The organism is Actinocrinis sp. (assembly GCF_035605935.1).
Taxonomy (GTDB): Bacteria; Actinomycetota; Actinomycetes; order Streptomycetales; family Catenulisporaceae; genus Actinocrinis.
The window spans coordinates 1-13826 of the sequence record NZ_DATNGK010000100.1 but is presented as its reverse complement, the minus strand read 5'-3'; the positions used below and the strand labels follow the sequence as shown (position 1 = coordinate 13826).

Below are 13826 nucleotides of genomic sequence, written 5' to 3'. Positions count from 1 at the left end.
TCCGGGTCGATGCCGTCGGTGTTGCGGGCGGTGGCCGGGGTCTTGATGCGCACGCCCCAGGCGGTGAAGCCGTTACCGCTCTTGTAGGTGACGTGGAAGAACGCGCCGTTGGTCAGGTTGATGTCGTAGAGGGTGGCGTTGTTGGCGCCGGAGAGGACGATGAGGCGCGGGTTGTTCTGCTTCTTGCTCTCGTTGCCCGCGGTCGTGGCCAGCTGCCACCAGGTGGTCGAGGTGCCCCACATGGTCTGGCCGCCGCGGCCGTCGATGGTGCCCTGAGAGCCGCTGCTGTTGCGGATGCCTTCGATGCCTGAGTTGGCTCCGGAGACCTTGATGAACGGGTTGCAGCCGTTGTCGCTGCTGGAGATCGCGCCGCACTTGTCCGAGGAACTGGACTGGTACTGGCTGGCCACGCGGGTGGCGTAGAGCGTGGTGCCGGCGTTGATCACCAGGTACACGCCGGTGGGAATGGTCAGCGGCGCGGACAGGAACGCGTTGTTGCTCCCGCTGTTGGTCAGCTCGACCGACTTATTCGTTCCCTTACACGCGTTGAGCGCGTTCTGGATCCGGGAGGTGTCCGGCGGATTGGCTTCGTTGCCGCTGGAGAACTGCTCGTTGCTCGTGGCCAGGCTCGCCGTCAGGGTCTGGCAGACTCCCGGGAGCGAGGGCTGGCTGACTGAGCGGCTGTCGCCGGTGGCCACGCTGGCGGCCTGCGCGGTGGCCGCGGTCAGCGTGCCGAGCACGAGTGCGGCAGCGGTGGCCGCGGCGGCGATGGAGAGCTTGTGCGCACTGACTTTGGGCATGGCAGGACGCAGAGTTCGGGTGAACGCTCGCATGAAACAGGTCCTTAGGATCGGACGGATCGTCATGCGCGGCCGTTCACCCTCTGACGACCGCGTTACGGCGCTGTTGCGCGCCGTTGCGACAGGAGAGTACAGGGCGCGGGAATGGTTGGGTAGCCCTGATTTGCACCGGTTTCGCGATGCGATTGACCTGGTGCTGTGCTGCGCGCCCGGTTGCCGGCGATGCTGAAGGTGCTGGACATCGTGAACGCCGTGGCGCACCTGCGGCTCGCCCCAGCTGGTTTCCGGGCCGGCGATCGCGGGCACTCGTTGGCGTCCAACACTGCGATCTGACCGGCGACGCTCGCACCGAGTGCGACCGGACCACCGATTCCCCGGCCGCAGCCGTCCTGCCGAGCACCGGAAGTCCTACCCTGCACCGGAAGTGAGGCCGACGGATGAGAGCACGCTCGGCGTTCGTGCTGATCGTGATCTGCGCGGCGATCGCGGCGTACTTCGTTGACCGCGGCTCCCCGGTGGGGCCCGGCCCGAACCAGGGCGGCGGCTCGAACAACTCCGGGCCGACACAGTTCAGCTCGATCTTCCCCGACCTGGTGCTCGTCAACAGCACCCTCGGCGAGCAGCAGGAGCAGGCGGCCGGCACCGGCGTTGTGCTCACATCCAATGGTGAGGTGCTGACGAACAATCACGTCATCGAGGGCGCCACAGCAGTCCAGGTCACCGACGTCGGCAACGGACGCACGTATACCGCCACCGTCGCGGGCTACGACCGCTCGCACGACGTCGCGCTTCTGCAGCTACAGGCCGCGCAGGGCCTGGCTACCGCGCCTCTTGATACGTCTACGCAGCCATCGGTCGGCCAACCGGTTGCGGCGGTCGGTAATGCAGGCGGTACTGGTTCGCTGACCATCGCGGCAGGCACCATCACCGCGCTTAACCAGTCGATCACCGCTTCCGACCAGTCATCCAGCAGCTCGGAGCAGCTGACCGGCCTGATCCAGGTCAAGGCGAACGTCCAGCCCGGCGACTCCGGCGGCCCGCTGGTGGCGGCCTCGGGCAAAGTCATCGGTATCACCACGGCGGCCGGCAGCACCTACCAGTTCCGCGGTAGGAGCAGCACCGCCGGGTTCGCGATCCCGATCACTGCCGCGCTGCCGATCGGCAAGCGGATCGCGGCCGGGACCTCCTCGGCCACGGTGCACATCGGTCCCACCGCGCAGCTCGGCGTCGCGGTCGGAGCGGCGTCATCGGCCGACGGCGCCGCGGTGGTGGACGTGCTGCCGGGAGAGCCTGCGCAGGCCGCGGGCCTGACGGCGGGCGATCTGATCACCTCGCTCGGCGGCATGGCGGTCGACTCGCCGAACACGCTGGTCACGCTCATCGACCGCGATCACCCCGGCCAGTCGGTGATGGTCGGCTGGACTGACCAGTTCGGCCAGACGCGGACCGCGTCGGTCACGCTGGGCACGGGACCGGCCGGATGACCGAATCCGCGGCAGCCACGCCGTGACCGCGCAGCAGCCGCGAAGTCGCCGCGCAGCGGCCGGCTCCGGAAGTTAACGGAGATCGAACGGCCGTGCTACCTGACGTTAGATCGCCAGGCCCTTCCTGAAATCGGAGACGGCTGCGAGGATGAAGTCTCCGGAGTGCGACCGGGAGGGCGGTGGGCTGACGATGACCTTCCACAACCGCGCGGATGCCGCTCGCCGATTGGCCGAGCAGGTGCGCAAACGCCGGCCGGAGCGGCCTGTAGTGGTCGCCCTGGCGCCACGTGGGGTGCCATTAGCCGTGGACCTGGCCGCCGTGCTCGGGGCGCCGTTGGATGCGGTCCTGGTGCACGAGTTGGCCGTACCCGGCTGTCCGCCGGGAGTGCTCGGCGCGGTCGGCGAGGAGGGCGTGTCGGTTCTCAATCTTCCGCTGGCCGTGCGGCTCGGCGTCGATCCGGAACTGCTGCACAAGACGGCCGAGCACGCCGGTGCGCGCACCGAGGACTTGCGTCGCGCGCTGCGTGAGCAGCTACCGCAGCAGCCGCTTGAAGGGCGAACAGCAGTGCTCGTGGACGCGGGCGTCGCGACTGGCGCGGGTGCTTCGGTGGCGGCGACGATCCTGCGCCGCCGCGGTGCTGAAGCGTTGATGCTCGCCGTGCCGGTGGGAGTCCGCAGCGCCCTGCAACAGCTCGCCGGACAGGTCGACGCGCTGGTGTGCGTGCGCGAGATGCCGTGGCCGCGACCGGTGCACGAGTGGTACGACGAGTACCCCGACCTCAGCGACCACGAGGCGCGGCAGTTGCTCGTGCGGTCGGCACGCGATGCCGGGCACGAGGCGCCCGCGACGGCTGGGGCCGGTGCCGGCTCGCGCGGTCATGCCGGGCGGGCACTGTTGGCGCGCTAAGTCACAAACGCTTACCGCCTACCGCTTACCGTCTCGGTCGGGCGGGGAATCACCTTCAGACCGCGTAGGAAAAGCTTGATGCCTTGCACGCGGATCCGGGCACTGACAAGCTGCGGTGCCAGCGGTAGCCGCAGCGCGGTGCGCAGCACGTTCCTGGGCGTCGCGGGTCGTCGCGCGCCGCGCAGGCTCGCGACGAAGGGCGCACGCCCTGGCTGATCGAGCCGGATGGAGAGCGCGAGCCGGTCGCCCGGTTCGGGCAGCAGCATCCGGTAGGTTCCCTCGATCGGGATGAACGGCGAGACGTAGAACTGCTTATCAGTGCTCGCCCGGCCCAGTTCGTCCGGCGTGAGCAGATAGCAGTGCAGTCCACCGTAAGTGTTGTGAACCTCCGCGATGACGCACCGCAGTTCGCCATCGCGGTCGTAGCACCAGTACACGCTGAGCGGATTGAATACGTGTCCGAAGACGCGCGCTCCGGCGAGCATCAGCACCCTGCCGTCGGTGAGGTCGATCTCGTGCTGCGCCAGGTACTGGTCCACGTTTCGCCGCAGTGAGAGCGCCGGATCACCAAGGTGGTCCGATGCGCGGAACCCGGCGAGGAACCGCAGCGGGCCGGGCATGCGCGGTGGCTGGTCGAGGTCGATCAGCCAAAGGTATGTCCTGTACGTGAAATCGTTGCGGATCGGTTCTGTCCGCACGTGTCGCAGCCGGCACGTGTAGAGCGCAGCGCCGTTCTCGGTAGCCGGGATCAGCGCCCTGTCGCCAGATGCGTTCGCGCGCACGTTCACCACGTCACTCCGAATGCGGCGGCGGCTGCCACGCCGGAAGCGCAGCCATCCTCGTGGAATCCCCAACCGTGGTAGGCCCCTGCGAAAGCGGTCTTCGCCGTGTTCAGCAGCGGCAGGCGGGATTGCGCCGCGACGGATTCCGGCGTGTAGACGGGGTGCTCGTACATCATCCTGGCCAGTACCCGCTCTGGCCGGATACGTTCCGTGGCGTTCATCGTGACCAGGTAGTTCGCCGGCTCGTCCAAGCGGTGCAGCCGATTCATGTCGTAGCTGACGACTGCGGCCTGCCCGGTGTGGCCGTCGGTCGCCGGACGTTTCGCGCAGCCGGAGAGCAGGTAGTTCCACGAACTGCGTGCGGCGCTGGCGCGCGGCATGAGCTCGGCGTCGGTGTGCAGCAACGTCTCATTGCACGAATACGGAATCGCGCCGAGCACCGTCCGCTCGGCCTCGGTCGGGTCGGCCAGCAACCGCAGCGCCTGGTCGGCGTGCGTGGCGATCACCACGCGGTCGGCTGTGTGCTCCTCGCCGGCATCGTCCACGATCCGCACGCCGTCAGCGCCGCGGTCGACCGCGCGCACGGGAGTGGAGATGTGCACTGCGGTCAGACCTTTGACGGCTCGCTCGACATACGTGCGCGATCCACCGACCACTGTGCGCCACCGCGGCGATCCAGTCACCGCGAGCATGCCGTGGTGGTCGAGGAAGCGGAACAAGTACCGCGCCGGGTACCGCTCTACGAGCACTGATCCGGTGGACCACACCGCCGAGACCAGCGGCACCATGAAGTGGTCGGCAAAGAACCGCGAATACCCGCCGCGGCTCAGGAAACCGCCAAGGGTGAGGCCTGGGTCGTCCTGCTCGGGCGGTTCGCGCAACAGCCGTCGGGCTTGCCGATGAAACCGTTTGATTTCGCCGAGCATGCGCAGATACCGGGGTCGCAGCGCCGTGTCCGGCCTGGCGAACAGACCGAGCAGTCCGCGCGCTCCGGCGTATTCGAGGCCGCAGCCATCGCAGCGCACGCTCATGGACATGTCAGTGTCCTGCGTTGCTACGCCGAGTTCGTCGAAAAGCCGGGTGAGCAGCGGGTAGGTCCGCAGGTTGTGCACGATGAACCCGCTGTCCACCGCGATCGAGCGGCCGCCGTGCCCGGCCAGCTCGTGGGTGTGCGCGTGGCCGCCGAGCCGCGGATCTGCTTCGAACAGAGCCACGTCGTAGCGCCGTTGCAGCAGGTAGGCGGCGGTCAGTCCGGAGACTCCGGACCCGATGACCGCGACTCTTGCGCGACCTGCCGCGTTTCCCTTGGCCGGTTCGGCCCGATCCGCCGTCGGCTGAGTCATCGATCACGCCCCTTTCGGGTAGCAGCTTCGGTACTGGTTCGGCGCGCGGGCCGCGCCGGATTGGTGTCGCCCGGATTGGGATCGCGCGCATCCGTCTGGCACGGATACGCATCGCACGGATAGGCGTGTCGTCGATTGGTCCAGCGCGCCGCGGGCAGAGCGCAGTAACGCGGTGCGGTCCGTCCGCCGCAGCGCCAAACCGGACCGCCGCCTGCTACGAACTGCGTAACGTGACGGAGCAGACTTGCGAGCGACACGGCGCGACCGCTGAAGCGGAAGCGGCGGCAGAGGAAAAGGAGACGACGCTGCGGTACCAACTTGGCGGGCGCGAAGCCGAGGCTCGCGCTGCTCGTTTCCCCCCACTCGACAACGCGGCTGAGCTGCGGCCACGGTTGCGGATCATGGCGCGCGGCCCGCGGACCACGGGCGTCGTGCTGCTCATTCACGGCGGCCGGTCGACCAGCCGGGAACCGGTGTCGCGCGGCAGCCTGCCGCTGGCCCGGATACGGATGTTCGCTCCGGCGATTCTGGATGCGGCGGGCAAGGCGGGGACCTGCGTGGCGCTGCTGCGCAATCGCTACCGGGGTTGGAATGACTCGCGCGCCGATCCGGTCCAGGACGCCGATTGGGCGCTGGAAGAGATCGGGCGGCGGTTCGGCGAGGTCCCAGTGGTGCTCGTCGGCCACTCGATGGGTGGGCGCGCCGCGCTGCGGGTCGCGGGGCACCCGGCGGTGCGAGGAGTCGCCGCGCTCGCGCCGTGGCTGCCTGAGCGGGAGCCGTTCGCACAGCTCGCCGGGCGCACCGTGCTGGTCGCGCACGGCGATCGCGATTCGATGACCAGCCCCGCCGGCTCGCTCGCATATGTACAGCGGGCCGCGGGCGCGGCGGACCGGATCTGCTTCTGGCAGGTAAGCGGCGCCCGGCACGCCATGCTGGAGCGTCCCGGCTACTGGCACGGCCTGGTGCGCGATTTCGCCCTGGGCGTGCTCGGCGTCGAGCCGATGCCGCAGGATCTCACCGACGCGCTGGACGCCGGTGCGCTTGAACTCGGCGCGCATGGCACGAACGGCCGGCGGCATGCCAGCCGGCGACGTTGACCGGTGGCGGCGCGGTGTTCGCCTCAGCTCAGGAGCGAGTCCGTGCATGTACTCACCCTCTGGCTCGTACCGTTCGAGTTGCGGCATCGGATTGCACACACGGCGGAAAGCCGGTTGCGGATCAACGCGGACCGAAGTGGCTTGCCGGCGACACGGCTGAGAAGCTGCGCGTCGCGCCAATCCGCCGAGCCGGCGGCTTCGAAGTAAGGTGGTGAGGATCACTGTGCCGAGCCCCGAGACCGCCGGTCCTGCCGCGCGCCGGCCGACGCCCGAGGACTGCCTGAGCCGGGTCGCGCTCGGTGATCGGGACGCGTTCGATCAGGTCTACACGACCTTCGCCGGGCCGGTTTTCGGCCTGGCCAGGCGGATCCTGCGGGACCCTGCGCAGGCCGAGGAGGTGGCGCAGGAGGTTCTGGTGGAAGTGTGGCGCACCGCCAGCCGCTTCAACCCGCAGCTCGGCTCCGCGCAGGCCTGGGTGATGACCATGGCGCACCGGCGCGCGGTCGATCGGGTGCGTTCCGAGCAGGCGGCCGAGGACCGCGAGGTGCGGCTGGCGCGTGCTTCGGCCGTGGTCGACTACGACGACGTGGTCGAGACCGTGGAAAACCGGCTTGAGCAGCAGCGGGTGCGCCACTGCCTCGGCGGGCTCACCGAGTTGCAACGCGAGTCGGTCACCTTGGCGTACTACAACGGGTACACATATCCGCAGGTCGCGAAGCTGCTCGCGGTTCCACTAGGCACCGTCAAGACGCGGATGCGCGACGGGTTGGCCAGGCTGCGCGATTGCCTGGGAGTGGGGCGATGAGCATGAACGCGATGCCGGATGTGCACACCCTGACCGGTGCGTATGTGTGCGACGCGCTCGACCCTGCGGAGCGGGAGGCGTTCGAGGAGCACCTGGCGCAGTGTGCGGCGTGCCGCCAGGAGGTAGCCGAGCTGCGCGAAGTCACGTCGGTGCTGGCGAAGGCCGTGGCGCTGGAGGCTCCGGCGCGGCTCAAGGCCGCCGTCGACGCACGGGTCGCGGTGACTCGTCAGCTACCGCCCGAGGTCGACGCCGAGTTCGGCGGCCGCAGCGGAAGCGGGCGTGAGGGCGGCGCACGTGAGGAAGGTCAGACGGGCGAGATCGGCGAGCGCGAACCAGCTGCTCGGCAGTCCGGCGCGCAGGTTACGCCTATCGGCGCTGCCCCGAGTCGGCGGCGGTTGCGTCGTTCCGCCTGGGCCGGTTGGGCCGCGGCGGCCGCACTCGCCGGCGTAGCGATCGGCCTCGGCGTGCACACCGCGAGCCAGCAGCAACAGATCAACGCGCTGTCGCAGCAGGCCGGCGTCATGCAGCAACTTCTCTCCGCCCCGGACGTGCGAAAGGGTAGCGCCGAGGTACGCACGGGTGGTTACGCGGCAGTGCTGGACTCGCGCAGCCGCGATGAGGCGGTGATCTCGTTCACCGGCCTCGCCGCCCCGCCTCCGGGCAAGGCCTATCAGCTCTGGATGATGGGTCCGAGCGGTGCCCGCTCCGGCGGCCTGCTGGCGCTTCCTGCCGCCGGCAATCCGAAGCCGATCGTGGCGCACGGTCTCGGCGACGCGCAGACGATCGGTCTGACCGTCGAGCCCGCGCACGGCTCGGTACAGCCGACGACGACGCCGATCCTGCTGCTGCCGATGGGATCGTGACGCAGCGCGGGCTCGCGGACGCCACCCAAGATCGCGGATGCTTCGCCAGGTTCTTACGGAGTCATATCCGATCATGCGTTAACTCGTAGCCGCTGCGAGACTGGGGCGATGCGTAGTCGCAGGTTCGTGATCACGGCCGCTTTCGGAGCGTTTGCCGCGTTAGCTTCGGCGTGTTCGTCAGGCGGCGGAACGGCTCCATCGGTGGCGTCTACGAACCCGTCGACACCTATGCCGCAGGCCACCGCCACGGGCACCCCGCTCGCTGTCGGCGCGTCCGATTGGGTCACGTTCCATCGCGACAACGCACGCAACGGTGCCGCTTCCGGCGTCACGCATCCCGGAAAACTGGGCGTCGCGTGGCGTGCACACCTCGACGGTGCGGTATACGGTCAGCCGCTGCTCCTCGGCGGTTTAGTCATCGCAGCGACGGAAGACGACTCGGTTTACGGCCTGTCCCCCGCGGACGGCCACGTGCTGTGGCATTCGACAGTTGGTCGCCCCGAACCGCTCTCCCAGCTGCCCTGCGGCAACATCGATCCGCTCGGTATCACCGCGACGCCGGCTTACGACCCGGTCACCGGCTCCCTGTTCGTCCTCGCCGAAACCGAGGGCAGGCATCACATTCTCGCCGCGCTCGATCCCACGACCGGCGCGGTGCGGTGGACCCGATCGGCCGAGCCGGCCGCAGGCGTTCCGGCGGACGCGCAGGAACGATCGGCTCTGACCGTCGCGTTCGGCCGGGTGTACATCCCGTACGGCGGCTTGGCCGGCGACTGCGGCAACTATGTGGGTTCGGTCGTCGCGATCCCGGCCAGTGGCAGCGGCAATCAGCTCTCGTATGGAGTGCCGACCCCGCGCAACGGCGGCATCTGGACGCCCGGCGGCCTCGTCGTGCGTGGCCAGACTCTGCTGGCCGCGGTGGGCAACGGCGCCGAGACCGGGAACTATGACGGCAGCGACTCAGTGCTCGCACTCACCCCGGAGCTGAAGCGGGCGGATTTCTTCGCTCCTACCGCGTGGTCCGCCGACAACGCCGCCGACCTCGACCTCGGTTCCATGTCGCCCGCGGTGGTCAACGGATACGTTCTGATCGCCGGAAAGCGCGGCACCGCCTACGTATTGAGCCCTGATCATCTCGGCGGGATCGGCGGGCAGCTCGCGGAAGTGCCGCTGTGCGCGGCGTATGGCGCCGCGGCGGTAGACGGGTCGACGGCTTACCTGCCGTGTCGCGGCGGCATCAGGGCTGTGACCGTAGACGCCAGAGGCGTATCCGTACTCTGGCAAGCCGATCCGCAGTCCGCGGGCGACCCGCCGGCCGTGGGCGGCGGGGCGGTGTGGTCCATCGACGACGGCGCCGGGATCCTCTACGCACTCGATCAGCGCACCGGCAAGCAGATCGCGCAGGTGCAGGTCGGGAAGGGTCCGCACTTCGCGTCGCCTACCCTCGGCCAGAACCGCGCTTATGTGGGTACGTTGGACGGCATCACGGCAGTCAGCATCTCAGCTTCCTGATCCGCACTGCGCCTGATCCGCACTGCGCTCTATCCGTTGCGCTACATCGTCAGCGGGACTGCCCGGCGCGGGCCAGCAGGTCGACCACCTCGGCGTCGGTGAGCTGTTCGAAGTCCTCGTACCAGTTGCCGACCGCCACCATGGGGTCCGGAGCGCACAGCCATACCAGTTCGTCGGCGACCCGGCCCAGCGGACTGATCAAGTCGGGCGGCAGCACCGGAGTGGCCAGCACTACCCGCGCCGCTGCGCGCTGCTTCACCACAAGGCAGGCGGCCCGCGCGGTCGCGCCGGTGGCGATGCCGTCGTCGATCAGCACGACCAGCCGGCCGTCGATCGAGACCGGATCCCGGCCGGCCCGATAGATCTGCGCGCGCCGGCGCAACTCCGCCGATTCGCGCTCCTCTACCTCGGCGAGCAGGTCGTCGGCGATCCGCTCATGTCGCAGCAGGGCGCGATCTACGACGCGGCTTCCGTCCTCGCCGATCGCGCCCATGGCCAGCTCCGGCAGCCAAGGCACACCGAGCTTGCGTACGACGATCACGTCCAGCGGCGCGCCGAGCGCCTGCGCGACTTCATACGCGATCGGCACGCCCCCGCGCGGTAGCCCGAGGATCACCGGTCGTTGGTCACGCAGGTGCTCCAGACGAGCGGCCAGGCGGCGGCCCGCAGCAGAGCGATCCGCGAAACGCGCCTCCAGCTCCTGCTGCATGTCCATGTCCACCACCTCCACTCGTCCCCATGTAACGCATCTTGCTCTCGAGTCACCGGGACTCGCCACACCACACAGTCAACGCCTTACGCACTGCGGATGCACGTGCCGCCGGGTCTGCTTCGTCGCTGGCCCACGCCACGTAACCGTCGGGGCGTACGAGTTGCAATGCGTGTTGCGCCTCCGCGCTCACGGCATAGGTGACGTCGTCCTTCCAGCCGTCGACGATGCGCGCGTCATCGGCGGATTGACCGATAAGCACGAAGCGGCCATCGCGCAGCTGCTCATACAGCCGTCCGCCGGTGAGATTCACGTCGCCGATGCGCTTGCCGATACCGGGAGCGGGGTGCGCGTCGGGCTCCGGGTTGAAGCTGGGCACCTTCCCGTAATCGATGCCGATGCCGCTTACCGTGTCCGTCGCTCGGTGCGCGATGGCCGGGACCCGCACCGCAGCGCTGCTGAGCACGTCGCGCGCGGTACGCGCAGCCAGCGACTTGATCAGCGCGAGCCGCACGAGGGCGCCGCTGCTGCGAAGCACCTGCCGCCCGACCGGGTGCCGTTCGGCGTGATAGCTGTCCAGCAGCCGCTCGGGATCGGCGGTCCGGCCGTTGAGCACCGCGGCCAGCTTCCAGCCGAGGTTGGCCGCGTCCTGGATGCCGGTGTTCATGCCCTGGCCGCCGGCCGGCGAGTGGCAGTGCGCGGCGTCCCCGGCCAGGAACACCCGCCCGACCCGATACTCGGGCACCTGGCGCTCGTCGCTTTGGAATCGGGACATCCACCGCGCCTCAGCCAAGCCGAAGTCGGTTCCGAACGCGCGCTCAAGCACCTCGCGAACTTCAGACAGTTCAAGCGGAGCGCTCGGCGGCACCTGGTGATCGCGGTTCCAGCAGAAGGTCCGGTACCAACCGTCACCAAACGGCGCAACGAAGGCGAAGACGTCGCCGACTGCGGCAACCGTCAGTACGTCCGTCGGCGGTTCGGCGAAACGCACATCGGCGAGCATCAGGGAACGGACAACCGGTTGACCGGGGTAAGGCAGCCCAAGCGCGTTACGCACGATGCTGTGCACGCCGTCCGTGCCGACCACGTACTTCGCGCGGTACTCGATCTCGTCCCCGGACTCCGACTCTTGCGCATGCACCGAAACGCCCTCGGCGTCCTGACTCAAGCCGACGACGCTGACTCCGCGCACAACCCGCGCTCCCGCAGCGACGGCCCGCTCCTCCAGCAGCCGCTCCACGTTGAACTGCGGCGTGACCAGCAAGTAGGGGAAGCGGCTCGGCAGTTGCGCGAAGGAAATCGACACCTTGCCGTACAACCGGAGGCCGTCCACCGTGGTGCCGGTCTCGATCAGCCGGTCGGCCAGACCGCGCGCGTCAAGCTGCTCCAAGGTGCGGGCGTGGACCGCGAATGCGCGGGTGGTGGTCGTGTCCGGCGGGCCGACGCGCCGCTCGAGCACAGTGCACGCCACCCCGCGCGCCGCGAGGTCCCCGGCGAGGAGCAGCCCGGTCGGCCCCGCTCCCACGATCACGACTTCCTGGTCTGAGTACACAGTCTCGGCCATCTTGCGTCACCGCCTTCTGATTCGCTCCGTCTCGCTTTCAGCGTAGATCTGCGGTTCAGCAAAAGTCAACAAGCGTTGGCCAACATATGTTGGCAGGTTTCGCGCTCCCGGGCGCCTTCTTGTGCCGTCGAGGGCCGACCGGGAACATGGACGCGACGGCGGGCTGACCGCTGTGACATGGATCACATTAATTACTGTACGAAACGGTTTCGTACAGCAGGCGGCTGCGGGTAGAGTTCCGATACGAAACGGTTCCGTACACCGGAGAACCGCCGGGAAGGAAGGGCATCGTGGTCGACACCCAGATCGATGTGCGCGGGCTTGACCTGCCGGAGCCGCGCGGCTCCCGGCGCGGTCCGGAGCGGCGCGAAGCGATCTGCGACGCGGTGTTCGAACTGCTCGGCGAGGTCGGATACGACCGGATGACCATGGACGCGGTCGCCACGCGCGCTCGCGCCAGCAAGGCGACGATCTACCGCACCTGGCCGGACAAGCCGGGGCTCGTGGCGGAGGCGCTGGTCAGCCGGTTCGGGCCCACCCCGGAAGCTCCGGACACCGGCTCGCTGCGCGGCGACCTCATGGCCTTGATGTCGCGCGCCTGCGAGTTCATCAACAGTCCGGACGGCGAAGTCATCACCGGTGTGCTGACCGCGGCGGCCCGGAACCCGGCGCTCGGGCGCACGGTGCACGAGTGCACCTACGAGTCCAAGCACTGCATCAACGAGACCATCATCCGCAACGCCGCCGATCGAGGCGAGATCTCATCGGACGCCGATCCCGAAGTGCTGCACGAGGTCATGTACGCGCTGATCCTCACCCGCAAGCTGACTTCAGATGAGCCGTTCGACGAGACGTACAGCAAGCATGTAGTGGACGACGTCGTGATCCCGCTGCTGCGGTCATGCTGTCGCGACGAGGGCGCAGCGGCCAAGGGTGACCGCCGCGAGTAGCGGCCCTCCCGCAATTGTCAGTGCCGGGTCGTAGATTCGTTCGTCAACGACGCGGAGTTCAAACTCGCGCGCTTACGGGGTGCGCTTGCAAGACCCTTGGAGGGGAATCCATGTCTGAAAACACCGCTGTCTCACGCGCCGCGACGAACGGCTCGCATCCACCGGACCCGCTGTCCGCGCCGGACCCGAAGCGGTGGCTGGCGCTGATCGTCGTGTCCATCGCGCAGCTGATGGTGGTCGTCGACGGGACCATCGTGAACATCGCGATGCCCTCAGCGCAGCTGGCGCTGCACATCGACGACGCAAACCGCCAGTGGATCGTCACCGCGTACACGCTGGCCTTCGGCGGCCTGCTGTTGCTCGGCGGCCGGATCGCCGACTACGTCGGGCGCAAGCGGATATTCATGATCGGCCTTATCGGTTTCGCCGGCGCTTCGGCGCTCGGGGGCGCGGCCCAAAACGAGGCGATGCTGTTCTCGGCCCGCGCGCTGCAGGGCGTCTTCGGAGCGCTGCTCGCTCCGGCGGCACTCTCTATCATCACGGTCACATTCACCGACGTGAAGGACCGGGCCAAGGCGTTCGGCGTCTTCGGCGCCGTCGCCGGAGTGGGTGCGGCGATCGGGCTGCTGCTCGGCGGCGTGCTCACGCAGTACACCTCGTGGCGCTGGTGCTTGTTCGTGAACATCTTTATCGCCGCCATCGCGCTGGCACTTGCCGCGCCGATCGTGCGGGAGAGCAAGGCCGAGGGCAACACCCGGTACGACGTGCCCGGAACGGTGCTCTCCAGCATCGGCATCGGCGCCCTGGTCTACGGCTTCACCGAGGCCGCCAAGCAGAACAGCTGGACCACGACCTCCGTGCTGGTCTCCTTCACCATCGCCGCGGTGCTGCTGGTGGGCTTCGTGGTCCTGGAGTCGCGCATCGCCAACCCGCTGCTTCCGCTCCGGGTGGTCTGGCACCGCAACCGGGGCGGGTCATTCCTGACCTCGATCATCCTGGGCGCGGGCATG

13 protein-coding genes are annotated in these 13826 nt (G+C 68.7%); 8 read left to right on the top strand and 5 right to left on the bottom strand.

Features of this window, described 5'->3' with window-relative positions:
* Positions 1–833, bottom strand: an 833-nt coding sequence (locus tag VN779_RS09050; protein ID WP_325721999.1) for a glycosyl hydrolase family 28 protein, incomplete at its 3' end; no start/stop codon positions are given.
* A 404-nt stretch (positions 834–1237) separates the two neighbouring features.
* Here VN779_RS09050 and VN779_RS09045 point away from each other — a divergent pair.
* Positions 1238–2284 carry a S1C family serine protease gene (locus VN779_RS09045; protein WP_325721998.1) on the top strand — a complete coding sequence of 349 codons (1047 nt, stop codon included), beginning with the start codon at positions 1238–1240 and terminating at the stop codon, positions 2282–2284.
* A gap of 148 nt (positions 2285–2432) precedes the next feature.
* Positions 2433–3191, top strand: a complete 759-nt coding sequence (locus tag VN779_RS09040) for a hypothetical protein (protein ID WP_325721997.1) — start codon at positions 2433–2435, stop codon at positions 3189–3191.
* An 11-nt stretch (positions 3192–3202) separates the two neighbouring features.
* On the opposite strand, the gene VN779_RS09035 is transcribed toward VN779_RS09040, so the two are convergent.
* On the bottom strand, positions 3203–3973 hold the full coding sequence (locus tag VN779_RS09035) for a DUF1365 domain-containing protein (RefSeq protein WP_414639618.1): 771 nt from the start codon (positions 3971–3973) through the stop codon (positions 3203–3205).
* Positions 3974–3975: 2 nt separating this feature from the next.
* Complete coding sequence (locus VN779_RS09030) at positions 3976–5316, bottom strand: NAD(P)/FAD-dependent oxidoreductase (RefSeq protein ID WP_325721995.1); 1341 nt, start codon at positions 5314–5316, stop codon at positions 3976–3978.
* A gap of 230 nt (positions 5317–5546) precedes the next feature.
* Between VN779_RS09030 and VN779_RS09025 the strand changes: the two genes are divergently transcribed.
* From VN779_RS09025 to VN779_RS09010, 4 genes are all read left to right on the top strand, one after another.
* On the top strand, positions 5547–6413 hold the full coding sequence (locus VN779_RS09025; protein WP_325721994.1) for an alpha/beta hydrolase: 867 nt from the start codon (positions 5547–5549) through the stop codon (positions 6411–6413).
* A 223-nt stretch (positions 6414–6636) separates the two neighbouring features.
* A complete protein-coding gene (gene sigK / locus VN779_RS09020) occupies positions 6637–7218 on the top strand; it encodes an ECF RNA polymerase sigma factor SigK (protein ID WP_325721993.1) in 582 nt (193 codons plus the stop codon).
* Complete coding sequence (locus tag VN779_RS09015; RefSeq protein ID WP_325721992.1) at positions 7215–8081, top strand: anti-sigma factor; 867 nt, start codon at positions 7215–7217, stop codon at positions 8079–8081. The genes sigK and VN779_RS09015 overlap by 4 nt, the downstream gene beginning before the upstream one ends.
* Positions 8082–8309: 228 nt before the next feature.
* The gene (locus tag VN779_RS09010) at positions 8310–9593 is read left to right on the top strand and encodes a PQQ-binding-like beta-propeller repeat protein (protein WP_325721991.1); all 1284 of its coding nucleotides are present in this window, start codon (positions 8310–8312) and stop codon (positions 9591–9593) included.
* Positions 9594–9642: 49 nt separating this feature from the next.
* On the opposite strand, the gene VN779_RS09005 is transcribed toward VN779_RS09010, so the two are convergent.
* Positions 9643–10308 carry a phosphoribosyltransferase gene (locus VN779_RS09005; protein ID WP_325721990.1) on the bottom strand — a complete coding sequence of 222 codons (666 nt, stop codon included), beginning with the start codon at positions 10306–10308 and terminating at the stop codon, positions 9643–9645.
* A gap of 46 nt (positions 10309–10354) precedes the next feature.
* The gene (locus VN779_RS09000; RefSeq protein ID WP_325721989.1) at positions 10355–11866 is read right to left on the bottom strand and encodes an FAD-dependent monooxygenase; all 1512 of its coding nucleotides are present in this window, start codon (positions 11864–11866) and stop codon (positions 10355–10357) included.
* A gap of 290 nt (positions 11867–12156) precedes the next feature.
* On the opposite strand from VN779_RS09000, the gene VN779_RS08995 reads away from it, so the two are divergent.
* The gene (locus VN779_RS08995; protein WP_325721988.1) at positions 12157–12816 is read left to right on the top strand and encodes a TetR/AcrR family transcriptional regulator; all 660 of its coding nucleotides are present in this window, start codon (positions 12157–12159) and stop codon (positions 12814–12816) included.
* 110 nt (positions 12817–12926) lie between these two features.
* A partial coding sequence (locus VN779_RS08990; RefSeq protein ID WP_325721987.1) for an MFS transporter occupies positions 12927–13826 on the top strand: 900 nt, incomplete at its 3' end.

Excerpts from the sequence above, each read along its gene's own strand:
- VN779_RS09045 (WP_325721998.1), top strand. The coding sequence starts at position 1,238 with ATGAGAGCACGCTCGGCGTTCGTGCTGATCGTGATCTGCGCGGCGATC.
- VN779_RS09040 (WP_325721997.1), top strand. The coding sequence starts at position 2,433 with ATGAAGTCTCCGGAGTGCGACCGGGAGGGCGGTGGGCTGACGATGACC.
- VN779_RS09015 (WP_325721992.1), top strand. The coding sequence starts at position 7,215 with ATGAGCATGAACGCGATGCCGGATGTGCACACCCTGACCGGTGCGTAT.
- VN779_RS09005 (WP_325721990.1), bottom strand. The coding sequence starts at position 10,308 with ATGGACATGCAGCAGGAGCTGGAGGCGCGTTTCGCGGATCGCTCTGCT.
- VN779_RS09000 (WP_325721989.1), bottom strand. The coding sequence starts at position 11,866 with ATGGCCGAGACTGTGTACTCAGACCAGGAAGTCGTGATCGTGGGAGCG.
- VN779_RS09030 (WP_325721995.1), bottom strand. The coding sequence starts at position 5,316 with ATGACTCAGCCGACGGCGGATCGGGCCGAACCGGCCAAGGGAAACGCG.
- VN779_RS09010 (WP_325721991.1), top strand. The coding sequence starts at position 8,310 with ATGCCGCAGGCCACCGCCACGGGCACCCCGCTCGCTGTCGGCGCGTCC.